Source organism: Pseudonocardia sp. N23, from assembly GCF_002583555.1.
Classification (GTDB): Bacteria; Actinomycetota; Actinomycetes; order Mycobacteriales; family Pseudonocardiaceae; genus Pseudonocardia.
The window spans coordinates 50,260-72,134 of the sequence record NZ_BEGX01000071.1 but is presented as its reverse complement, the minus strand read 5'-3'; the positions used below and the strand labels follow the sequence as shown (position 1 = coordinate 72,134).

The window sequence follows — 21,875 nt, the reverse complement described above, 5'->3', positions numbered from 1 at the left end:
CCGAACGATCGTTCGGCGGCCGCGCACCTCGACCGGCCGGCCGTCACCGGGAGGACCACCGATGACCCAGACGCTGCGCAGCTACGTGGGGGGCTCCTGGCACTCGCCCGATGGTGAGGCCCGCCCCCTCGTCGACGCCGTGACCGGCGAGGAGGTGGCGCGGCTCTCGTCGGCGGGCATCGACATGGCGGCGGCGCTGGACCACGGCCGCCGTGTCGGCGGCCCAGCGCTGCGCGAGCTCACCTTCCACCAGCGCGCCGGACTGCTCAAGGCGCTGGCCGGGCACCTGCGCGAGCACCGCGAGGAGCTCTACGCGGTCTCCGCGCGCACCGGCGCCACGCTGGGCGACTCCAAGTTCGACGTCGACGGCGGCATCGGGGTCCTGCTCGCCTACGCGTCCAAGGGCCGTCGCGAGCTGCCCAACGACACCGTCTACGTCGACGGCGCGGTCGAGCCGCTGGGCCGTGGCGGCACGTTCGTCGGCCAGCACGTCGCCACCCCGCTGCACGGGGTCGCGGTGCAGGTCAACGCGTTCAACTTCCCGGTATGGGGCCCACTGGAGAAGCTCGCCCCCGCGTTCCTCGCCGGGGTGCCGAGCCTGGTCAAGCCCGCGAGCCCGACGGCGTTCCTCACCTCGGCGCTGGTCGAGCTGATCATCGGCTCGGGCCTGCTGCCCGAGGGCACGCTGCAGTTCGTCGCGGGCGGTGTCGGTGATCTGTTCGACCATCTGACCGGCCAGGACCTGGTGGCGTTCACCGGGTCCGCCGAGACGGCCGCGACCCTGCGGACGCACCCGGTCATCGTGGCCGAGTCCGTCCGGTTCAGCGCCGAGGCCGACTCCCTGAACATGTCGATCCTCGGTCCCGACGCCGCGCCCGGCACCCCGGAGTTCGACCTCTACGTCAAGGGCCTCGTCGCCGAGATGACCGTCAAGGCCGGGCAGAAGTGCACGGCGATCCGCCGGGCGTTCGTGCCGGAACAGCACGTCGACGTGGTCGTCGAGGCGGTGTCGGCGCGGCTGGCGACGACCGTCGTCGGCGCGCCGGACGCCGAGGGTGTGGGGATGGGCGCACTTGCGAGCCTGGAGCAGCGCGACGAGGTGCGGCGCTCCATCGCAGCGCTGGCCGACGCGGGCCGGATCGTGCACGGCGACCCCGACAAGGTCGACGTCGTCGGTGCCGACGCCGAGCGCGGCGCGTTCCTCTCCCCCGTGCTGCTGACCGCCGACCCCGATCACGCTGCGCCGCACGAGGTCGAGGCCTTCGGCCCGGTGTCGACGATCATGGGCTACTCCTCGGTCCCGCACGTGATCGAGCTGGCCGCCCGCGGCAACGGCAGCCTCGCCGGCTCGGTCGTCACCGCCGACCCGGCCGTCGCCCGGGAGATCGTGCTGGGCGTCGCGCCGTGGCACGGGCGCGTGCTCGTCCTCAACTCCCGGGACGCGAAGGAGTCCACCGGCCACGGCTCACCGCTGCCGGCGCTGGTGCACGGCGGCCCCGGCCGCGCGGGCGGCGGCGAGGAGATGGGTGGCATCCGCGGCGTCCTGCACCACATGCAGCGCACCGCGATCCAGGCCGACCCCGACACCTTGACCGCGATCACCGGCCGCTGGGTGCGGGGCTCGCAGCGTCACGAGACCGACGTCCACCCCTTCCGCAAGCACCTCGAGGAGCTCTCCCCCGGCGACACGATCGTCGCGGGCCCGCGGCGGGTGACCCAGTCCGACGTCGAGCACTTCGCCGAGTTCACCGGCGACACCTTCTACGCGCACATGGACGCCGAGGCCGCCGCGGCGAACCCGCTGTTCGGCGGACGCGTCGCGCACGGCTACCTCGTGGTGTCGCTCGCCGCGGGACTGTTCGTCGACCCGGATCCCGGCCCGGTGCTCGCCAACTTCGGCGTCGACGACCTGCGCTTCCTCACCCCGGTCCGGTTCGACGACGAGCTGACCGTGACGCTGACCTGCAAGCAGCTGACCCCGCGCGACTCCGCGGGCTACGGCGAGGTCCGCTGGGACGCCGACGTCACCCGCCAGGACGGCGAGTCGGTGGCCCGCTACGACGTGCTGACCCTCGTCGCGAAGAAGTCGGCATGACCGCCGCGACGCGGCGGCTGGGCGACGCGCCGGACCCCGCGAGCCTCGACGACGCCGAGCGCATGTCCGTCGACGAGCTGCGTGCCCTGCAGCTGAGCCGGCTGCGGTGGACGCTGCACCACGCCTACGACAACGTGGCCTTCTACAAGGAGGCGTTCGACGCCGCGGGCGTGCACCCCGACGACTGCCGCGAGCTCGCCGACCTCGCGAAGTTCCCCACGACGACCAAGGCCGACCTGCGCGACAACTACCCCTTCGGCATGTTCGCCGTTGCGCAGGAGCAGGTCCGCCGGGTGCACGCGTCGTCGGGGACGACGGGGCGCCCGACCGTCGTCGGCTACACCGAACGCGACATCGGCACCTGGGCGACGGTGATGGCGCGCAGCATCCGCGCCGCCGGCGGGCGCCCGGGGCACAGGGTGCACAACGCCTACGGCTACGGCCTGTTCACCGGTGGGCTCGGCGCGCACTACGGCATCGAGAAGCTCGGCGCGACGGCGATCCCCGTCTCGGGCGGCATGACCCCGCGCCAGGTCCAGCTCATCCAGGACTTCCGACCCGACCTGATCATGGTGACGCCCAGCTACATGCTCACCGTCGTCGACGAGTTCGAGAAGCAGGGCATCGACCCGCGCTCGTCGTCGCTGCAGGTCGGCATCTTCGGTGCCGAGCCGTGGACCGAGCAGATGCGCCTCGAGATCGAGGACCGCATGGACATGCACGCCGTCGACATCTACGGGCTCTCGGAGGTCATGGGCCCTGGCGTCTCGCAGGAGTGCGTGGAGACCAAGGACGGCCTGCACGTCTGGGAGGACCATTTCCTGCCCGAGGTCGTCGACCCGCTCGACGCCACCCCGCTTCCCGACGGCGAGCAGGGCGAGCTGCTGTTCACCTCGCTGACCAAGGAGGCGCTGCCGATCATCCGCTACCGCACCCGCGACCTGACGACGCTGCGCCCCGGCACCGCGCGTCCCGGGATGCGGCGGATGGACAAGATCACCGGCCGCAGCGACGACATGATCATCCTGCGCGGGGTCAACGTCTTCCCGACCCAGATCGAGGAGATCGTCCTGCGCACCGCGGGGCTCGCACCGCACTTCCAGCTGGTGCTGGGCACGAAGGGCCGGATGGACACCCTCGCGGTGCGCGTCGAGGCCCGGCCGTCGACGCCCGTAGACCGGCGGGTCGGCGCGGCCGCCGAGCTGGTCAAGGCGGTGAAGGACACCGTCGGGGTGAGCGTGTCGTGCGAGGTCGTCGACCCGGACACCCTCGAGCGCTCCGTCGGCAAGCTGCAGCGCCTCGTCGACCGCCGGGAGAGGGGCTAGCTAGCGCCGCGCGGCGTCCAGCAGGACGTGCGCCGTCGCCTTCGCGTGGGCCGCGGCGTCGGGATCGGTACCGATCGCCGCGACCGTCATCGCACCCTCGGCGAGCAGCGTGATGCCGGCGGCCAGCACCTCGGGCGCGTCGGTGGGGAACGCCCGCGCGAGGTCGACCAGGTAGTCGCGGAACAGGTCCTTGTGCCGGCGCACCGCGGCGAGGATCAGCGGCGAGTCGCCGCCGATCTCCCCGAACGCGTTGATGAACGCGCAGCCCCGGAAGTCGTCCTCGGCGAACCAGAGCCCGAGCCAGTCGAAGACGGCCAGCAGCCGCTCGCCCGGGTCGTCCCCCGCCGCGTCGACGTGGGCTGCCACGCGCCCGCGCCACCGCACGTCACGGGCGTCGAGATAGGCCGCGACCAGGTGTTCCTTCGACGGGTACAGCTGGTAGAGCCGCCGCATCGACACGCCGGCCTCGGCGCGGACGTCGTCGATCCCGACCGCTGCGATGCCGCGCGTGTAGTACAGCCGTTCTGCTGCGACCAACAGCCGATCGGATGCTTCCGCGAGTTCCACGCCGTCCCTCCGGACTTGACTGGTAACGATCGTTCTCTACACTACCCCCACATCGGAGAACGATCGTTCTCCGTTGCCGCACCGAGGAGGTCTCCGCAGCATGAGCCGCCCGCCGTTCCCCCCGTTCGACGCCGAGAGCGCCGCCAAGAAGGTCCAGGCCGCCGAGGACGGGTGGAACACCCGCAACGCCGAGAAGGTCGCGCTCGCCTACACCGAGGACTCGGTGTGGCGTAACCGCGACACCCACGTCGTCGGCCGCGAGGACATCGTGAGGTTCCTGACCCAGAAGTGGGAGCGCGAGCTCGACTACGCGCTGCGCAAGGAGCTGTGGTCCTACACCGACAACCGCATCGGCGTGCGCTTCCAGTACGAGAGCCACAACGCCGAGGGCCAGTGGTTCCGCAGCTACGGCAACGAGCTGTGGGAGTTCACCCCCGACGGTCTGATGGCGCGCCGCGAGGCGAGCATCAACGACCGCCCGATCGACGAGTCCGAGCGCCGCATCTTCGGCCCGCGCCCGGAGTCCGAGCACGGCAAGACCTTCGACATCTACTGAGCTCACGAACCCCGGTGAGTGGCCCGGGTCACGAGTGGTGGGAACGCGCGCTGAACACACGCGGAGAGCCCGGCCGGAACCCCGGCCGGGCTCTCGTCCGTCGGGCCGTCCGTACCGCGCACGTCATGTGAGCGTGCGGCCGGAGCGCCACGTCGGGGAATGGGCCCGCAGCGCACGGGGTTGGCGCCGACATGAGGATCGGAATCATCGGAGCGGGACACATCGGCGGCACTCTCACCCGGAAGCTGGCCGCGCTCGGCCACGAGGTCCGGGTGGCGAACTCGCGGGCGCCCGAGACGTTGGCCGACCTGGCCGCCGAGACCGGCGCGACGCCCGTGTGGGCCGCCGACGCCGCGACCGACGCCGATCTCGTCATCGTCAGCATCCCGCAGAAGAACGTGCCCGCACTCGCGCCCGGCATCGTCGCGAAGGCCAAGGACGGCGCCCCCGTCGTCGAGACGAACAACTACTACCCGCAGCAACGCGACGGCCGGATCGACGCGATCGAGGACGGCCTCACCGAGAGCGGCTGGGTGGCAGAGCAGATCGGCTCACCGGTGGTGAAGGTGTTCAACGGCATCTTCTGGAAGCACCTGCTCGAGCGCGGCGTCCCGGCCGGCGCCGAGGGCCGCATCGCACTGCCGGTCGCGGGTGACGACGGCCCCGGCAAGCAGGTCGTGCTCGACCTCGTCGACCAGCTGGGTTTCGAGCCCGTCGACGCCGGGTCGATCGCCGAGTCCTGGCGTCAGCAGCCCGGAACCCCGGTGTACGGCAAGGACTTCGACGCCGACGGTGTCCGCGCGGCACTGGCGCAGGCGACCCCCGAGCGCCCGGCGGAGTTCAGCACCCAGTGACCCGGTGAGGCCGGGCCTCATGAACCGGACCTGGCGAACCGACGTGTCGTCAGCGCGCCGTCCGGGCGCTGACGACACTCTCGTCGGGCGACTCTGCGCCGAGCGTGTCGTGGGCGGGGACCTGGCAGCGCTGATGTCACGTCGGAGGCGTACCGCGCTCACGCCCCCCGCCGGCGGCGCCGAACTCCCGACCGGGGCCGGCGGACAGCCGCGGCCCCGATCGCCGCGGCCCCGCCAGGCCGACGAGTGGCGGACCGACGTCGGCACGATCTCGACGTGGTGCTCCGCGAACACGCCGACGGTCGTCGCGGGCGACCTCAACTCGACCTTCGACCAGTCGGTGCTGCGCGACGCCGCCCGTGGCTGTGACGACGCCGCGACACAGCGCGGCCAGGGCCTCACCCCGACGTGGGGCCCGGGTGGACGCACCGTCGGCCCGCAGATCGACCACGTGCTCGCGACGAGCGGGATCGAGGCCGAGTCGGTGCGGTTCCTCGACCTGCCCGGCAGCGACCACCGCGCTGTGCTGGTGCGGCTCGTGCTGCCGACCGGTCAGCCGAGCTCGACCGGCAGCGCGTCGACCCCGTAGACGAACGACAACGGCCGGTAGGGCAGCTCCGCGTCCGTGGCCGCGGGACGGATCTCGGGGAACCGCCGCAGCAACGCCGGGTAGGCCGTGCGCAGCTCCATCCGCGCCAGCTCCGCACCCACGCAGCGGTGGATGCCGTAGCCGAACGCCAGGTGCGGCGGAACCTTGCGGCCGGCGTCGACACCCTCCATGTCCTCACCGATGCGCGGGTCGCGGTCGGCGGCGGACAACGAGCACAGCACGACGTCGCCGGGCAGGATCGTCTTCCCGCCCACGGTCGTCTCGGTCCGGGCGAACCGGGGGAACGCCACCTGCACCGGGGTGATGATCCGCAACAGCTCCTCGACGAGCTTGTCGGGTGCGGCGTCGTCGGCCAGCAGGGATGCGCGCAGCGCCTCGTCGCGCATCACGACGAGCCCGCCGAGTGCGAGCATGGAGGTGGTCGTCTCGAGCCCGCCGGTGAGCAGGCCGTCGGCGATCCCGGCCATCTCCCGGTCGTCGACCTCGTCACCGTGCTCACGCAGAATCATGCCGAGCAGACCCTCGCCGGGGTCCTTGCGCTCCTTGGCGACGACCTCGAGCAGGTAGCCGACCGACTCCGACATCGCCCCGAACGAGCCGGAGAACCCGCCCAGCAGGTCGAACCGGGCCGTCGACAGCCGCTCGAAGTCTCCACGGTCCTCGTAGCGGATGCCGAGCAGCTCACAGATCGCCAGCGACGGGATGGGCAGCGCGAAGTCGCGGACGAGATCGGCCTTCCCCCCGTTCGCGACCGTCTCGGCCATGACGTCGAGCTGGCCGTCGACGATCGCCTGAATCCGCGGCGCGAGCCGGCGCAGCCGCCGGACCGTGAACTCCGGGGTCAGGAACCGGCGCAGCCGGGTGTGGTCGGGCGGGTCCGCGAACCCGAGGCCACCCGGATCCTGCTCGGCGGTGATGCCGAGCCTGCCGACGAGGTGGGTGAAGTCGTTGCTGAAGGCGTCGGTCGCGGTGAGGACCGCCTTCGACTCCTCGTACCCGGTGACCAGCCATGCCCGGATGCCGTAGGGCGCCTCCATCTCGGAGACGGGCTCACGGTCGCGCAGCTCCCCCAGTTCCGGTACCGGGTCGACGCCGACGCGCCGCAGCGGCATCAGCGCGGCCTCGGGGAGCAGCTCGGTCATGTCGATCTCGCCGCCGCCGCGGCGGTTGCGCCAGCGCAGGTAGAGCGGCACGACGAAGCCGAGCACCCGCCGTCTGACACCTTCCACGATGTTCAACGCTCGTCCTCGCCGACGCTCGGCCGGTGCTGCGCCACAGCGCTGTGCCCATGACTCGCTCGCTCTCGCTCGCGCTCGCTCATGGCGGTCTGTTCCCCCTGGTCGTGGTGATACGTGGGACCGGGTCGGCCGGGGTGTGGTGGCCCCGCGGCGTCAGTGCCGGGGCAGGAGCGCCGACAGCCAGTCCGGGTTCGTGATGTCGAGGAGCTTCCCGTCGTGCACGACGGTCGGCGTGCCGAAGCCGGTGCCGGACGACGTGTTCTGCTGCAGCGCCGGGTCGGCCGCCGCCTTCTGCAGCGACGCCTGCACCGCGGCGTCGTACTGGTGTGACGACAGCGCGGCGGTCACGCTGCCCGGCGGGACCCCGAGCGCGGTGGCGAGCGTATCGAGCTGGCCTGCGTCGTATCCGCGGCCACCCTCCGCCGGCTGGGCGCCGTAGAGCGAGTCGTGGAACGAGGTGAACGCGCCCGGGGTGGTCTGCGCGACCGCGAGGGCCGCCGACGCCGCGGCCAGCGAGTAGCCCGGCGGGTCGGAGCGGTCGTCGAGCAGGTCGACGACGTGGTAGCGGACGTCGAGGTCGCCCGCCGTCACCGCCTGGCGGACCTGGTCGCCGTAGACCTGCTCGAACTGCCCGCAGACAGGGCAGAGGAAGTCCTCGTAGACGTCGAGCGTGACGGGTGCACCGGGCGTGCCGACGGTGATCACCCCGGCCTGCGGGTCGACCGACACCGGGGCGCCCGCGTCGGAAGCGTGCACGACCGGGATCGTGGCTTCCGCCGCCGACTCGGTGCGGTGGGCGTGGAGCAGGAGCCCGATGACGACGGCGGCCGCGACGACCAGCACCACCGCGACCCCCGCGATGGTCCCGGCCCCGCCCCGCGGCCGGGCCGCGGACACCCGCGCCCCGCCGGGGGTGCGCTTCGGGCGTGCGCTCACCTGCTCTGACCTCCGTCGACCGCGGTGGCCTGGTCACGGCCACCCCGAGATCGATCCTTCCACACCGTCGTATGAGCCGGATGTGACACCGGGCAGCACCCCGGCACACCTCGCGTCGACCTCCCGGCGACGCCCGTGGGACACCCCGTGGCCATGTCGCCGACGATGACGTGTCACCCGGACGGGTCATGGTGTGCGCCATGGACGACAGCTCGGAGCTCGACCCGACCCCCGGCACCGGGACGGGAGCGGACACCAGGGACCCCGGACCCGGACCGGCCGGCGCCGGCATCACGACGACCGACCCCGCCCGTGGCGCAGCGGCCGGCAGTGCCGCCGAGGGGGCCGGCCGCTCCCGGCCGGGCCGGATCTGGCCCGCCGGCGCCGCGGCGCCGCGGACCACGAGCGTGGCCCCGACCACTGCGGCCGTCGGGGCCGGTCGGGACTTCCTCGTCGACGACTCCGACGACGACGACCCCCGCCTGGTCGGCCCCGACGGCGCACACGTCGACACCTGGCGTGAGGGCTACCCGTACGACAGCCGGTTCGACCGCGACGAGTACGAGGCCGCGAAGCGGCTCCTGCAGATCGAGCTGCTCAAGCTGCAGAACTGGGTGAAGGACACCGGGCAGCGGATCGTCGTGCTGTTCGAGGGCCGTGACGCCGCCGGCAAGGGCGGCACGATCAAGCGGTTCACCGAGCACCTCAACCCGCGCGGGGCCCGCGTCGTCGCGCTGGAGAAGCCGACCGACCGCGAGAAGACGCAGTGGTACTTCCAGCGCTACGTCGCGCACCTGCCCGCGGGTGGGGAGATCGTGCTGTTCGACCGCAGCTGGTACAACCGTGCCGGCGTCGAGCGGGTCATGGGCTTCGCCGATCCCCGCGAGTACATGGAGTTCCTGCGCGCGGCGCCGGAGTTCGAGCGGATGCTGGTGCGCAGCGGCACCCATCTGGTCAAGCTGTGGTTCTCGGTGTCACGCGACGAGCAGCGCACCCGCTTCACGATCCGCCAGGTCGACCCGGTGCGGCAGTGGAAGCTCAGCCCGATGGACCTCGCCTCCCTCGACCGCTGGGACGCCTACACCGAGGCGAAGGAGGCGATGTTCTTCTACACCGACACCGCCGACGCGCCCTGGACGGTCGTGAAGAGCAACGACAAGAAGCGGGCGCGGGTCGAGGCGATGCGCCATGTGCTGCACCTGTTCGACTACCCGGGTCGCGACGACGGCGTCGTCGGCGCACCGGACCGGCTCATCGTCGGGCCGGCCGCGGAGCTGTTCGAGCACGGTGAGCAGCCCGGCACCTTCCCGCCGCTCGGCGACCATCCCCGCACCTGAGAACGACCGCCGAGTGACGTTGCCGGACCCGGGTGGACCCGGGTCCGGCAGGTGTGAGTGGATCGACGCAGCCGATGCGAGGGAGCGTGGTTGCCGGTGCTGGTCGAAGCCGTGGTGGATGTCCGCAACGACCCGGAGGCCATCGAGGCCGCCGCGGTGCGCGCCGAGGCCGAGGGGTACTCCGGCGTCGGCATCCCCGAGACCCAGCACGACGTGTTCGTCACCCTCGCGCTCGCGGCGCGGGCGACGGAGAGCGTGACGCTGCAGTCGGCGATCGCCGTCGCGTTCTCCCGCACCCCGATGACGCTCGCCATGTCGGCCAACGACATCACGCTGATCTCGAAGGGCCGCTTCGAGCTGGGCATCGGCTCGCAGGTCAAGGCGCACATCGAGCGTCGCTTCGGGATGCCGTGGAGCGCCCCGGCCGCGCGGATGGAGGAGTTCATCTCCGCGATGCGTGCGATCTGGAGCGCGTTCGAGTCGGGTGAGCGGCTGTCCTTCAAGGGCGAGTACTACTCCCACACCCTGCTGACCGAGATCTTCTCCCCCGGCCCCAACCCGTACGGCACGCCACCTGTGCTGCTGGCCGCCGTCGGCCCGCGGATGGTCGAGGTCGCCGGCCGGGTCACCGACGGCATCATGTGCCATCCGATGACGTCGAAGAGCTATCTGTCCGACGCCATCCTGCCGACGCTGCGCGACGCCCGTGGCGGTGACCTCACGGGGTTCACCGTGAGCATGCCCGCCTTCGTCGTGCTGGGCGCGGACGAGGACGCCCGGTCCCGTGCGTTGGCGGGCACCCGCAAGCAGATCGCGTTCTACGCCTCGACGCCCGCCTACAAGCCCGTGCTGGACGCGCACGGCTGGGGGGACCTGCACGGGAAGCTCAACGGGTTGTCGCGCCGGCACGCGTGGGACGAGATGGCCGGGCTGGTCGACGACGACGTCGTCGCCGCGTTCGCGGTCGGCGGCACGCCCGACGAGGTCGCCGCGGGGCTGCGGGAGCGCTTCGGTGGGCTGGCGACGCGGCTGTCGCTCAACACCCCGTACGAGGCGGACCCCGAGCTGGTCCTGGCCACGGCGAAGGCGCTGCGGGACAAGAGCTGACCCGTCACCACGACGGCGGGCGCTCCCGACGGACGGGGGTCGTCGTGATCGCGGCGAGCGGGGCGAGCGCTGCCACCGCGAACCCGACGGCGTACCCCGCGACCCCGATGATCGCGCCGAGCGCGACGGGTGCGGCGGCGGAGACGAGGTTCTGGCCGGTGTTCTGGATGCCCAGGGCCCGGCCCGACCACGACGACCCGGCCATCTCGGCGACCGCGGTGTAGGCCAGTCCGTTGTCGGCCACCGACACCACGGCCCCCACCGCGAGCGCGGCGACGGCGAGCCAGGGCGCGACGAGGTCGCCGAGCGCGAAGGCGAGCAGGACGAACGCCGCCGCTGCGGCGAGCTGACGCATGGGTCGCATCCGGGAGCCGACGCGGTCGGACCACCATCCGGCCCCGATCCGCCCGGCGGCGCCGACGACCTGCATGACCGCGACGAACGCCCCCGCCGACGCCGCGGCCCAGTGCTGCTCACGGACGAGGTACTCGGTGGAGAACACGGCGATCGCGAACTGCGGCACGACGAGCAGCGCGCTGCTCAGGTGGATGCGCCACAGCGGGGTGCCGGCGTAGGGCGAGCGCGCGGCGGGGGCGCCCGCCCGGCGGGGTTCGCGGGGCGGGTCGGGCGCCAGCGTCGCGATCAGGACGGCGGCGACCAGGCACAGCCCGGCAGGGACGGCGAGCGCGGTGAAGGGGCCGAGGTGCTGTCCCAGCGTCGGCAGCACGAGGCCGGCGATGCCGACGCCGAGGGGTTGCGCGGTCTGCCGGATCCCCATCGCGACGCCACGTTCGGTGCGCGGGAACCAGCCCATCACCATGCGTCCGCTGGCGGCCCACACCGACGACGACAGTGCCCCGGCCAGCGCCAGCAGGACGACGACGCCGGCGCCGTCGTCGTGCGGGCCGAGCGCGACCCAGCCCATCGCGAGGCAGCCGGTGCCGAGGCCGAGTGCCATGACACGGCGTTCGCCGAATCGGTCGGCGGCCGCTCCCCAGGCCACGAGGGTGAGCAGCAGGCCGGCGGTGGGTGCGGCGACGTAGACCCCGACGGCGGCGAGCGACAGGCCGAACGTGTCACGCAGCTGGGGCACGAGGAACGGGATGCCGTAGACGAACGCGCAGGCCGACGACTGCGAGAACACCCCGATCGTGAGCACGAGCCAGCGGCGCCGCGATCGTGTGTGCTCGGCCGTCGTCACGGTCACCCCGGTCCTCCTCGACATCCGTCCCGCCGGGAGGTTAGCACCGCTAATCCATCAACTGAGACGTGATTCCCATCTACTGAGACGTCGCTGGGGGCGGCGCAGCTCGGGACCGCCCGCGCCGGATCAGTTCTCCACGAACCGCAGCGCAGGCCACGAAGCGTGGGGTCAGGCCTCCACGAACCGCAGCGCGTCCCGGGGGGCGGGCTCCGGCGCGGCGAGGGCGTCGGCCTCGGCGCGGTCCATCTCCGCTGTCGCCTCGGTGGCGATCGTGGTGGCGTACTCGGCGGTGAGCAGGCCGTCGGCGACGAACCGCGCGCGGGCCCGCGGGATCGGGTCACCGCGCAGCGCCGCCTCGTACTCCTCGACCGCGCCGAACACCCGGACCGCCTCGTGCTCCGGGTACGTCAGCGCCACCCCGGGCGGGGCGATCGTGTTGCCGTGCGCCGACAGCCGGTAGACCAGCGTCTCCACCAGGGTCGGGCCCTCCCCCGCTCGTGCCCTGGCGACCGCCGTCGCGACGTGTTCCTGGACGAGCAGCGGATCGCCGCCGTCGATCGTCACGCCCGGCATGCTGTACGCCTTCGCCTTGGTGGCCAGCGGCTCGCCCGCGGCGGCGTTGGCGTCCTCCTGCTCGGTGCGCGTCGAGCCCGAGAAGCTGTTGTTCTCCATGACGAACACGATCGGCAGCTTCCACAGCGACGCGATGTTCAGCGACTCGTGGAACGCGCCCTGCTTGCTGGCGCCGTCGCCGAAGAAGCAGAGGACCACGTCGCCCTCACCCCGGATCTGCGCGGCGTAGGCGGCACCGGTCGCCTGCGGGATGGCCTGCCCGACGATCCCGGAGGTGCCCAGGAAGCCGTGCTGCGGGTCGGCCAGGTGCATCGATCCGCCGTACCCGCCGCACAGCCCGTCGTGCGGCCGTAGATCTCGGCGAGCATCGCCGTCGTGTCCGTGCCGAGCGCGATCGGGTAGCCGTGGCAGCGGTACGTCGCCATCACCTGGTCGCCGGGCCGGATCGCCGCGATCGACCCGACGATCGACGCCTCCGCGCCGTCGGCGAGGTGTGTGTGCCCGCGGATCACCCCGGGATGGGCGGCGAAGCTGCTCTTGACGCGCTCCTCGAACTCGCGGATGCGCACCATCTGCCGGTAGAGCTCTACGGGTTCGGGTGGGGTTGTCGGCACGCTCCCATCGTCGATCGCGCGGGGCCGGGCGGGGAATGGGCAGCGCGCGCGAAGACGTGCGAATCCGCGCGCGACCCCACGGCTGCCCGCGGGCGGATCCACGACCGTGACGTTGCGCGCGAAGGACCGGGTTGCGCGCCGGGGGTCAGAGGTTCGGCAGGGCCAGGCCGGGGCGCTCCCACGTCGTCCGGAACAGCACGCCCCGCCCCGACGACGTCACGTAGGCCGTGCGCAGGTCGTCGCCACCGAAGCAGATGTTGGTGACGAAGGTGTCCTCCCCCGGGATCACGACCTCCTCCACCAGCCCGCCCTCGGGCGCGACGACGCTGATCAGGCCGGTGTAGAGCGTCGCGACGCAGACGTTGCCGCCCGCCTCGACGGCCAGCGAGTCGAACCACTGGAAGTCCGCGGAGCCGTGGAGCAGCCGGCCGCCGTGGCGCGCCCGCGACGCCGGGTCGCGCCCCACCCTGCCCGGGCCCTCGACCTCCCAGGACCACAGTCGCCCCGACACCGTCTCCGAGACGTGGACGTGGCGGCCGTCCGGGGAGAGCCCGACGCCGTTGGCCGACACCAGCGGGTACACCACCTCGGTGACCCACGAGCCGTCGGCGCGGCCGTAGTAGAGACCGCCGTGGTCGATGTCACGCGGGCGCTGCTTGCCCATGTCGGTGAACCAGAAGCCGCCGTCGTGGTCGAAGACGATGTCGTTGGGTCCACGCAGCCCCACCCCGTCGACGTGGGTGTAGAGGTCGCTGACCTCGCCGTCAGGGGTGACACGCTGGATGCGTCCGCCGATGTAGCCGTCGGGCTGCGGACCGGGCGCGGTGAGCCCGTCACGCTCACTCCAGGAGAACCCGCCGTTGTTGCAGACGTAGAACGCCCCGTCCGGGCCGAGCGCCGCACCATTGGGGCCGCCGCCGCATTCCGCGACGACCGACAGCGTCCCGTCGGGCGCCACCCGGGTGAGGGTGCCGCGCTTGATCTCGACGAGCACGACCGAGCCGTCCGGCATCGCGATCGGGCCCTCGGGGAACTGCAGGCCCGTCGCGAACTCCTCGAAGCTCACGCCTGCGCCTTCCACATCCCGGCGAAGTAGAGGTCACGGGTGACGTAGCGGTCGACGCCCTCGACCGAGGGTTTCGCGATCGTCGACAGGTAGCTGCGCGAGAGCCACTGGATGCCGAGGTCCTTGTTCACGGCGAGCTCGACCTGCTGGTAGTCGGTGGCGCGCTTGCCGGCGTCGGTGGTGGCGGAGGCGTCGGCGAGGAGCTGGTCGACCTGCGGGTTGGAGTACTTGCCGTAGTTGACCGAGCCGCCGGTCTGCACGAGACGCCCCGCCCCAGGGAAGGGGTGGTCGAACGCGGACAGCCCGCTGGCCATCTGGAACTCCCCGGCCTGCAGGACGTTGCCGGCGAACTGCGCGAGGTCGAAGTACTGCACGTTCACCCTCACCCCGATCGCGGCCATCGAGGCCTGCACGAACTCTCCGAGTGGCACCGAGGAGCGGTCGGTGAAGTAGCTGAACGTCGGGTCGCCGCCGGAGGCGACGTACTGGGCGACGAGATCCTTGGCGCGGGCCTGGTCGAACGTCGGGTAGGCGTCGGAGGCGGCCCGGGTGTGCCACTTCGTGGAGGCGTCGAACATGCTGTCGGCCGCGACGAGCTGGTTGGAGAAGAAGCTCGCACCCAACGCCTGCGGGTCCATCGCGGCGATCGCGGCCTCGCGCATCCGGCGGTCGTCGAACGGGGCCTTCCGGAAGTTGAAGTGGTTGAGGACGCCGCCGCTGCCGGGGCCGTAGTAGACGCGCAGGTCCGGGTTGGCGAAGGCGCGGACCAGCTCCTGGTTGAACCCGCCGTTGACCATGTCGACGTCGCCGTTGGTCATCGTCGTGTAGCGGCTGTCGGTGTCGGGCAGCGGGCGGATCTCCACGCCGTCGAGGTAGGGCTTGCCCTGCTGCCAGTAGTTCGGGTTGCGGACCAGGGTCATCTTGTTGTCGCGGACCCAGTTCTGGAGCACGAACGGGCCGGCGCCGACGGGGTGGTTGCCGATGTCGTCGCCGTACTGCGCCAGCGCGACCGGCGAGACGATCATGCCGAGGGTGCCGGAGTTCAGCGGCTGCGCGAACAGCGCCGGGAAGTCCCCCATCGGTGCCTTCAGCGTGAACCGCACAGTGAGCGGGTCGACCGCGGCCATCGATGCGATCAGGGTGGCGTAGACGTGGGCGGGCGAGGCGACCTTGTCGATGTGGCGCTGGGTGTTGACGACGACGGCGTTCGCGTCGAGCGGGGTGCCGTCGGAGAAGGTGACGCCCTCGCGCAGCCCCAGCGTCCAGGTCGCGCCGTTGTCCGCCGTGGTCAGCGTCTTCGCCAGGTAGGGCTGGGCGGAGCCGTCGGGCATGAGCTTGAGCAGCGAGTCGTAGACGGCCAGCGCGCCGAGGTTCGAGTTCTGCCGGGTGGGGTCGAAGCTGATGATCTCGCGGTCGTTGCCGATGACGAGTGTGCCGCCGCGTTGCGGGGTGCCCTCGGCGGCCGGGTCACCCCCGTACGGGTCGACGATGTGGATCCGTTGGGAGACAGGTCCTTGCGGGCTCGCCGAGCCGCACGCCGCTGCGACCAGCACGGCGGCCAGCGCGACGGCGAGGGCCGCTGGGGTTCGGGACGTCCGGGATCGCACGCGCATCGCCACTCCACGTCGAGCGTCGGTCCGGCGCGGGCGGCCGTCGTTCCGTCCGCGTGCAGGATGTGCCTGCGTCCCACAGCGTGCGGTCGTGCGGGGCCGCCCGACAACGGGACGCACGCGCAATGACCTGACGATCCGTGCGAACCGCCCCGGCGCGGGTTGCGACCCTGCCCGCATCTCGGAGCTCTCGGGTCGACCGCCCGCGGGGCGTCACCAGCCTGCGACCGACCCCGCGTCGACGGGCAGGGTCACCCCGGTGACGAAGGAGGCGTCGTCGGAGAGCAGCCAGACGACGGCGGCGGCGACCTCCTCGGGTTCGCCGATGCGCTGCAGCGCCTGGGGTTTCATGATCTCGGCGAGCCGCTCCGGGGTCGCGCCGCGGGCGAAGCCGGTCATGATCGTCCCCGGGGCGACGGCGTTGACCCGGATCAGGTCCTCGGCGTACTCGACGGCGGCGTTCTTGGTCAGCCCGACGAGGCCGTGCTTGGCCGCGGTGTAGGGCGAGAGCCGCCTCACCCCGCGCAGTCCGGCGTTGGAGGCGGTGTTGACGATGGACCCGCCGCCGCCGGCCAGCATGGCCGTGATCTGGCGCTTCATGCCGAGGAAGACGCCGCGCAGGTTGATCGCGATGACCCGGTCGAACTCCTCGTCGGCGATGTCGGCGAGCCGTTTCCCGCCGCCGCCGACGCCGGCGTTGTTGTGCGCGAAGCCGAGCGACCCCCAGCGGTCGAGCACCCCGGCGACGAGCGCGTCGTGGTCGGCGGGCTGCGCGACGTCGCAGACCTGGAACTCGGCGGTCCCGCCCGCGGCCCGGATGATCGCGACGGTCTCCTCACCGCCGGCGCGGGCCGACTCCAGGTCCGACACCAGCACCGACGCGCCCTCGGCGGCCGCGCGAACGGCGGTGGCCCGCCCGATCCCGCTCGCCGCACCCGTGACCAGTCCTGCCTTGCCCTCCATCGACCCCATCGGTCCAGCGTGGGCGGCCCGGGAGGACCGGGCTTCGCGATGCGTGCCGGATTTCGTGGCCGTCAGCGCGAGCCGGTCCTCAGGCGTTGTACGCCAGCCTCAGACCGGGGCGGTCCCACGTGGTGCGCCACAGCACCCCGGTGCCGGAGGCGGTGATCCACGCCGTGCGCATGTCGGGGCCGCCGAAGCAGATGTTGGTGATCGCGGTGTCGCCGCCGGGTGGGACGTGCGTCGCCAGCAGCTCACCGCCCGGGGACACGACGTTGATCTCCCCGGCCTGCAACGTGGCGACGCAGACGTTGCCGTCGGCGTCGACGCCGAGCGAGTCCAGCCACCGCAGGCCGGGGAACCCGTACTGCAGCCTGCCGCCGTTGCGCGTCGCCGGGTCACGCCGGATGCGCCCCGGTCCGTCGAGGTCGAACGCCCACAACCGGCCCGGGGTCGTCTCGGCGACGTGGACGGTCCGTCCGTCCGGGGAGAGCCCGACCCCGTTGGGCTGCAGCATCGGGTACACGACCTCGGTGATCGACGAGCCGTCCGCCGTCGCGTAGTAGAGACCGCCCTGGTCGAGCTCGCGGGGCCGGATCTTGCCCATGTCGGTGAACCAGAAGCCGCCCTCGTCGTCGAAGACGATGTCGTTGGGTCCGCGCAGGCCGTGGCCGTCGACGTGGGTGTAGAGGTCGGTGACATCGCCGTCGGCGGTGACGCGCTGGATCGACCCGCCGAGGTAGCCGTCCCCCTGCACGCCGGGGACGGTGCGGCCCTCGCGGACGACCCACTCGGAGCCGCCGTTGTTACAGACGTAGAACGCCCCGTCGGGGCCGACCGCGGCGCCGTTGGGGCCGCCGCCGCACTCGGCGAGGCTCGTGCGGGTGCCGTCGGCGGCGACGCGGGTGAGCCGCCCGCCCTTGATCTCGACGACGACCACCGATCCGTCGGCCATCGCGATCGGGCCCTCCGGGAACTCGAGGCCGGTCGTCGCGACCTCGTAGTCCAGCGTGTCCACGGGCGGCTCCCTCGCGTGCGGCGTCACCGCGAGCCTGTGCCGTCGCCGCGCACCCGGCAGGTGCGGCCGCGCGGGAAGGCGTGCGGATCCGTGCGGGGAGGTCAGGCGCGGCGGTGGGCGCGGGAGTGGCGCCAGTCAGCCAGCAGCGCGCGCAGGCCCGTCACCAGCGACAACGGGTGGTCGACCATCACGTGGTGGGCCGCGGTGGGGATCTCGATCAGCGGGACGCCGTTGCCGAGCCGGTCGACGATCATCTCCCCCATGTCCGCCGGTACGAGCCCGTGCTCGGCACGGAACAGCGCCACCCGGCAGCCGGGCACGGCCAGGTCCGCGGGCACCATCGCGCTGCGGGCGAACACGGCCGGGTCGAACTTCCAGCTCCAGCCGCCCTCGACCTCCCGGAGCGAGTGCTCGGCGATGTGCGCGACGACCCAGGGGTACCCGTCCTCCTGGTCGGGCACCAGCCGGAACCGCGCGGTCGCCTCCGCGCGCGTCGGGTACACCCGCAGCGGCCCGAACGCCCGCTGCTCGCGTGCGGCCGTCTCCTCGGGGGTCTGTTCGCGTACCGGGGTGTCGACGACGACCGCGCCTGCCAGGCGCTCGCCGTGGCGCTGCGCCGCGGTGAGCGCGACCATGCCGCCCATGCTGTGCCCGATGACCGTCGGCATAGGGCCGGTGCCGGCTGTCTCGGCGACGGCCACGACCTCGTCGGCCCAGCTCGTCAGCGAGTAGCCGCCGGAGCGGCGTCCGGAGTCGCCGTGCCCGGACAGGTCGACGGCGACGACCCGGCGCCCGTCGGGGCTGGCCAGCAGCGGCGCGATGTGGTCCCACCAGCGGGCGTGCGCGGCACCGCCGTGGATCAGGACGAGACCGTCGCCGGGCGGGCCCCAGCTGCGGTAGCGGATGGTGATGCCGTCGACGTCGACCTCGCCGGGTTCGGCCTCGGTCGCGAGGGCGTCGGTGAACCACGCCGGCGGGGGCCCGATCGAGGTCGAGGTGGCGGATGCGGCGGCTGCGGACACGGCGGAGGACTCCTTCGGCGGGTTGCGCCGACCGTACGACATGCCCGTGCCCGCCGACGGCGTGACGCCGCCGGGGTGTCGCCGATGGGCGGCACCCCGGCAGCGGGGTCGGAGGGGCGGGTCAGGCGGGACACCGGACCGTCGCTGAACACCGGCCGTAACGGTCCGGAACGACGCTTGACTTGGCCGGACATTCCCTGTTGAGTCGAATCCGATCGTTGCGGGGTCACTGGTCGGACCACCGCGGTCATTCCGCGCCATGCCCCTCGACGGTCCGCGGTGCGCGTGCACCTGGAACCCTGCGGCCGACGACTGTCCGCTCCACCACGTTCCGTCGACAGTCGGAGGCCTCCATGACCCTTCTCCCCGATGCGTTGGTGCGCCCAGGTCGGCGATCCGCGTCGGTGGAGGTGGTCGTGGTCGGCGGCGGCGTCATCGGCGCCGCCGCGGCCTGGCAGCTGGCCCGCCGTGGCCACGACGTCCTCGTCCTGGAGAAGACCGAGCTCGGCCATCCCCGGGTGTCGCCCCACGGCGCGGCACGCGTCTACCGCCAGAGCTACTCCTCCCCGTTGCACGTGCGCCTCGCTGTCGAGTCGGCCCAGCGCTGGCGCGAGCTCGAGCACGAGACCGGGGCGTCGCTGCTCAACCTGACCGGCGGGCTCGACCACGGCGACCTGACCCGCACCACCGCGATCGCCGACACCCTTGCCTCCCAGGGCATCCGGCACGAGTGGCTCGACCCCGACGAGGCCGCGACCCGGTGGCCGGGCATGCGGTTCGACGGGCCGGTCCTGCACCAGCCCGACTCGGCCGGTCGGCTGCGCGCCGACCAGGCCGTCGCCGCCCTCACCGCCGCCGCGATCGGGCGCGGCGCCACCGTCCGCTACTCGACGCCAGTCGAGCACATCGAGATCCTCACCCCGGAACTCGCCGAGGTCTACACGCCGGGCGGCTCGATCCGGGCACGCCGCGTCGTCCTCGCCGCCGGGGCGTGGACCGCGGGGCTCGTCGGCGACCTCGTCACGTTGCCGCCGCTGCAGGTCACCGAGGAACAGCCCGCCGTCTTCCCGCTGGTGGGTGGCACCCCCAGCGTGCCCAGCGACCTGCGGTGGCCGACCTTCATCCACCACACCGACCCGGCCGACGGCTGGCCCGGCGGCGTCTACGGGCTCGGTGTTCCCTGCGAGGGCGTCAAGGTCGGGTTCGGCGGCGCCGGACCGCAGTGGGACCCCGAGCGCGCCGACCCGGCCCCCGAACCGGTCCAGCTGAGCAGACTGCAGGAGTACGCGGGCCAGTTCCTCCCCGGCCTCGACGCCGCCGCGCCCACCCCGTTCCGCTGCGCATTCGTCTCGACACCGGACGCCGAGTTCCTGGTGGAGCGCACCGGCCCGCTCGTCGTGGCGGCAGGGTTCTCCGGGCACGGCTTCAAGTTCGCGACGGCGTTGGGGCGCATCGTGTCCGACCTCGCCGGGGACTCCGATCCCGAGTCCCGGCTCGCCCCCGCCTCCACACTCTGACGCCCGGCCGGGGTGACGGCGACCTGGTTGCGGTGTGACGGCGGCCACGGTTGCGCGACCCGCCGATGCTCATTTACAGTCCCGTCCAGGTCAAGAGTGCCAGTGACAAGCCCCGGCTCGCTGGTCGGCAACCCTCCTCCGCGGTTGGGTGCTCCGGGTGACGACCAGGCCGTCGTGGACAGCGCGACGGCAAGCGCGGACCCGCCGACGACGCACGGGTCCTTGTCCGGACCCGGAGGTCCGCTGTGCCCACTCTCATCGCCGACGCCTGTGCCGCCACCGCCACCGCCACCACGACGGGCGCAGCCCTGCCCGCCGTCCTCGGCGCGGGTCTCCCGGTGCCACTCGTCGACGGGACGACCGTCCCCCACGCCAACCTCGACCTCGCCGCCAGCGCACCTGCGCTGACCTGCGTCGCCGACCGCGTGAACGCCCTGCTGCCCTACCACGCCAGCGTGCACCGCGGCGCCGGCTACGCCTCCACCGTCTGCACTGCCGCCCTCGAGGCCGCACGCCGCACGGTCGGCCGTTTCGTCGGGGCCCGCACCGACGACGTCGTCGTCTTCACCCGCAACACCACCGACGCGCTGAACCTGCTGGCCGGGGCCGTCCCCGGCTCGGTCCTGTGCCTCGACGTGGAGCACCACGCCACCCTCCTCGCCTGGCGCGGCGGGTCGCACCGCGTGCTGCGCGCCGCCGCCACGGTCGACTCCACCCTCGACGACCTGCGCGACTCCCTCGCCGCCACCCCGACCGCGCTGGTCGCGGTCACCGGCGCGTCCAACGTCACCGGCGAGGTGCTGCCGCTGGCCGAGATCGCGCGGATCGCCCACGAGGCCGGCGCCCGGATCGTCGTCGACGCCGCCCAGCTCGCCCCGCACCGCCGCGTCGACATCGAGGCCGCGGGCATCGACTACGTCGCGCTGTCGGGCCACAAGCTCTACGCCCCCTTCGGGTCCGGTGCGCTGATCGGTCGCCGCGACTGGCTCGACGTCGCCACCCCGTACCTCGCGGGCGGCGGCGCGGTCCAGCACGTCGAGGTGGCGGGCGACGGCACCGCCGCCGAGGTCAGCTGGGCCCCCGCGCCGCACCGGCACGAGGCCGGCACGCCCAACGTGCCCGGAGCGGTCGCGCTCGCGGCGGCCTGCGATGCCCTCGACGCGGTGTTCGACGACGCCGTCGCCCACGAACATGCCCTCTCCGAGCGGCTCGCCGCCGGGCTCGAGGGCTGCCCCGGCGTGCGCCCGCTGCGCATCTGGCACGACGCGCCCGACCGGGTCGGTGTCCACAGCTTCGTTGTCGACGGTCACCCGGCCGGTCTCGTCGCCGCCTACCTCTCGGCCGAGCACGGCATCTCGGTGCGCGACGGGAAGTTCTGCGCGCACCCGCTCGTCGACCGGCTCACCGGCTGGGCCGAGGGCGCGGTCCGCGCGAGCCTGGGTCTCGGTACCACGGAGTCCGACGTGGACCGGCTCGTCGCCGCCCTGCACGAGCTCGTCGCGGACGGTCCGCGCTGGGACTACGAGGTCGTCGACGGGCGCTGGGTGCCGGTCGAGGACCCTCGCGACCTCGACCCGCTCGGCTTCGGCGGCCCGGCCGGCGGCGCGGGCCACAGCGGCTGCGGCCACTGAGCCTCGCTCTCCGTGCGCCCGGTCCCGAACCCCGG

19 protein-coding genes, 1 pseudogene and 1 riboswitch are annotated in these 21,875 nt (G+C 72.9%); of the genes and pseudogenes, 9 read left to right on the top strand and 11 right to left on the bottom strand.

Going from position 1 to position 21,875, the window contains the following annotated elements; all coding sequences use genetic code 11:
- The first annotated feature begins 61 nt into the window (after positions 1-61).
- On the top strand, positions 62-2,095 hold the full coding sequence (paaZ, locus tag TOK_RS20860) for a phenylacetic acid degradation bifunctional protein PaaZ (RefSeq protein WP_098959684.1): 2,034 nt from the start codon (positions 62-64) through the stop codon (positions 2,093-2,095).
- Positions 2,092-3,420: a phenylacetate--CoA ligase PaaK gene (gene paaK / locus TOK_RS20855; protein WP_098959683.1), complete on the top strand. Its 1,329-nt coding sequence runs from the start codon at positions 2,092-2,094 to the stop codon at positions 3,418-3,420. The genes paaZ and paaK overlap by 4 nt, the downstream gene beginning before the upstream one ends.
- Here the strand turns inward: paaK and TOK_RS20850 are convergent, their stop codons facing one another.
- Entirely contained in the window at positions 3,421-3,957 is a 537-nt protein-coding gene (locus TOK_RS20850; protein WP_306305158.1) for a TetR/AcrR family transcriptional regulator, read from the bottom strand. It lies immediately after the preceding gene.
- 130 nt (positions 3,958-4,087) lie between these two features.
- Here TOK_RS20850 and TOK_RS20845 point away from each other — a divergent pair, with 130 nt between their 5' ends.
- From TOK_RS20845 to TOK_RS20835, 3 genes are all read left to right on the top strand, one after another.
- Positions 4,088-4,543: a nuclear transport factor 2 family protein gene (locus TOK_RS20845; protein WP_098959681.1), complete on the top strand. Its 456-nt coding sequence runs from the start codon at positions 4,088-4,090 to the stop codon at positions 4,541-4,543.
- Between the two features lie 191 nt (positions 4,544-4,734).
- On the top strand, positions 4,735-5,397 hold the full coding sequence (locus TOK_RS20840) for an NADPH-dependent F420 reductase (protein ID WP_098959680.1): 663 nt from the start codon (positions 4,735-4,737) through the stop codon (positions 5,395-5,397).
- A 133-nt stretch (positions 5,398-5,530) separates the two neighbouring features.
- Positions 5,531-5,986: an endonuclease/exonuclease/phosphatase family protein gene (locus TOK_RS20835; protein WP_141566474.1), complete on the top strand. Its 456-nt coding sequence runs from the start codon at positions 5,531-5,533 to the stop codon at positions 5,984-5,986.
- On the opposite strand, the gene TOK_RS20830 is transcribed toward TOK_RS20835, so the two are convergent.
- Positions 5,950-7,149: a cytochrome P450 gene (locus TOK_RS20830; protein WP_216362038.1), complete on the bottom strand. Its 1,200-nt coding sequence runs from the start codon at positions 7,147-7,149 to the stop codon at positions 5,950-5,952. The two genes, TOK_RS20835 and TOK_RS20830, sit on opposite strands and share 37 nt — an antisense overlap.
- 249 nt (positions 7,150-7,398) lie before the next feature.
- Positions 7,399-8,181 carry a thioredoxin domain-containing protein gene (locus tag TOK_RS20825; protein WP_098959677.1) on the bottom strand — a complete coding sequence of 261 codons (783 nt, stop codon included), beginning with the start codon at positions 8,179-8,181 and terminating at the stop codon, positions 7,399-7,401.
- A 407-nt stretch (positions 8,182-8,588) separates the two neighbouring features.
- Here TOK_RS20825 and ppk2 point away from each other — a divergent pair, with 407 nt between their 5' ends.
- On the top strand, positions 8,589-9,518 hold the full coding sequence (ppk2, locus tag TOK_RS20820; RefSeq protein ID WP_216362037.1) for a polyphosphate kinase 2: 930 nt from the start codon (positions 8,589-8,591) through the stop codon (positions 9,516-9,518).
- 96 nt (positions 9,519-9,614) lie between these two features.
- Positions 9,615-10,625 (top strand): TIGR03617 family F420-dependent LLM class oxidoreductase, encoded by a 1,011-nt coding sequence (locus tag TOK_RS20815; protein ID WP_098959676.1) that lies wholly within the window; start codon positions 9,615-9,617, stop codon positions 10,623-10,625.
- A 4-nt stretch (positions 10,626-10,629) separates the two neighbouring features.
- Here TOK_RS20815 and TOK_RS20810 read toward each other — a convergent pair whose 3' ends face one another.
- From TOK_RS20810 to TOK_RS20775, 8 genes and pseudogenes are all read right to left on the bottom strand, one after another.
- The gene (locus tag TOK_RS20810; RefSeq protein ID WP_098959675.1) at positions 10,630-11,832 is read right to left on the bottom strand and encodes an MFS transporter; all 1,203 of its coding nucleotides are present in this window, start codon (positions 11,830-11,832) and stop codon (positions 10,630-10,632) included.
- Positions 11,833-11,997: 165 nt separating this feature from the next.
- On the bottom strand, positions 11,998-12,738 hold the full coding sequence (locus TOK_RS20805; protein WP_256387994.1) for a thiamine pyrophosphate-dependent dehydrogenase E1 component subunit alpha: 741 nt from the start codon (positions 12,736-12,738) through the stop codon (positions 11,998-12,000).
- 14 nt (positions 12,739-12,752) lie between these two features.
- Positions 12,753-12,974: pseudogene (locus TOK_RS35430) on the bottom strand (thiamine pyrophosphate-dependent enzyme); the annotation flags it as partial.
- Positions 12,975-13,161: 187 nt separating this feature from the next.
- Entirely contained in the window at positions 13,162-14,082 is a 921-nt protein-coding gene (locus tag TOK_RS20795; RefSeq protein ID WP_098959673.1) for an SMP-30/gluconolactonase/LRE family protein, read from the bottom strand.
- Positions 14,079-15,695, bottom strand: coding sequence for an ABC transporter substrate-binding protein (locus TOK_RS20790; RefSeq protein WP_098959762.1), 1,617 nt, complete (start codon positions 15,693-15,695; stop codon positions 14,079-14,081). Before TOK_RS20790 ends, TOK_RS20795 begins: the two co-directional genes overlap by 4 nt.
- A gap of 210 nt (positions 15,696-15,905) precedes the next feature.
- The gene (locus tag TOK_RS20785; RefSeq protein ID WP_098959672.1) at positions 15,906-16,664 is read right to left on the bottom strand and encodes an SDR family oxidoreductase; all 759 of its coding nucleotides are present in this window, start codon (positions 16,662-16,664) and stop codon (positions 15,906-15,908) included.
- A 79-nt stretch (positions 16,665-16,743) separates the two neighbouring features.
- Complete coding sequence (locus TOK_RS20780; protein WP_098959671.1) at positions 16,744-17,670, bottom strand: SMP-30/gluconolactonase/LRE family protein; 927 nt, start codon at positions 17,668-17,670, stop codon at positions 16,744-16,746.
- A 101-nt stretch (positions 17,671-17,771) separates the two neighbouring features.
- Complete coding sequence (locus TOK_RS20775) at positions 17,772-18,692, bottom strand: alpha/beta fold hydrolase (protein WP_253258527.1); 921 nt, start codon at positions 18,690-18,692, stop codon at positions 17,772-17,774.
- A 353-nt stretch (positions 18,693-19,045) separates the two neighbouring features.
- On the opposite strand from TOK_RS20775, the gene TOK_RS20770 reads away from it, so the two are divergent.
- Positions 19,046-20,209, top strand: a complete 1,164-nt coding sequence (locus TOK_RS20770; protein ID WP_098959669.1) for an FAD-dependent oxidoreductase — start codon at positions 19,046-19,048, stop codon at positions 20,207-20,209.
- Between the two features lie 88 nt (positions 20,210-20,297).
- Positions 20,298-20,411, top strand: a riboswitch (SAM riboswitch).
- 43 nt (positions 20,412-20,454) lie between these two features.
- Positions 20,455-21,840, top strand: coding sequence for an aminotransferase class V-fold PLP-dependent enzyme (locus TOK_RS20765; RefSeq protein WP_253258526.1), 1,386 nt, complete (start codon positions 20,455-20,457; stop codon positions 21,838-21,840).
- Positions 21,841-21,875 lie beyond the last annotated feature (35 nt).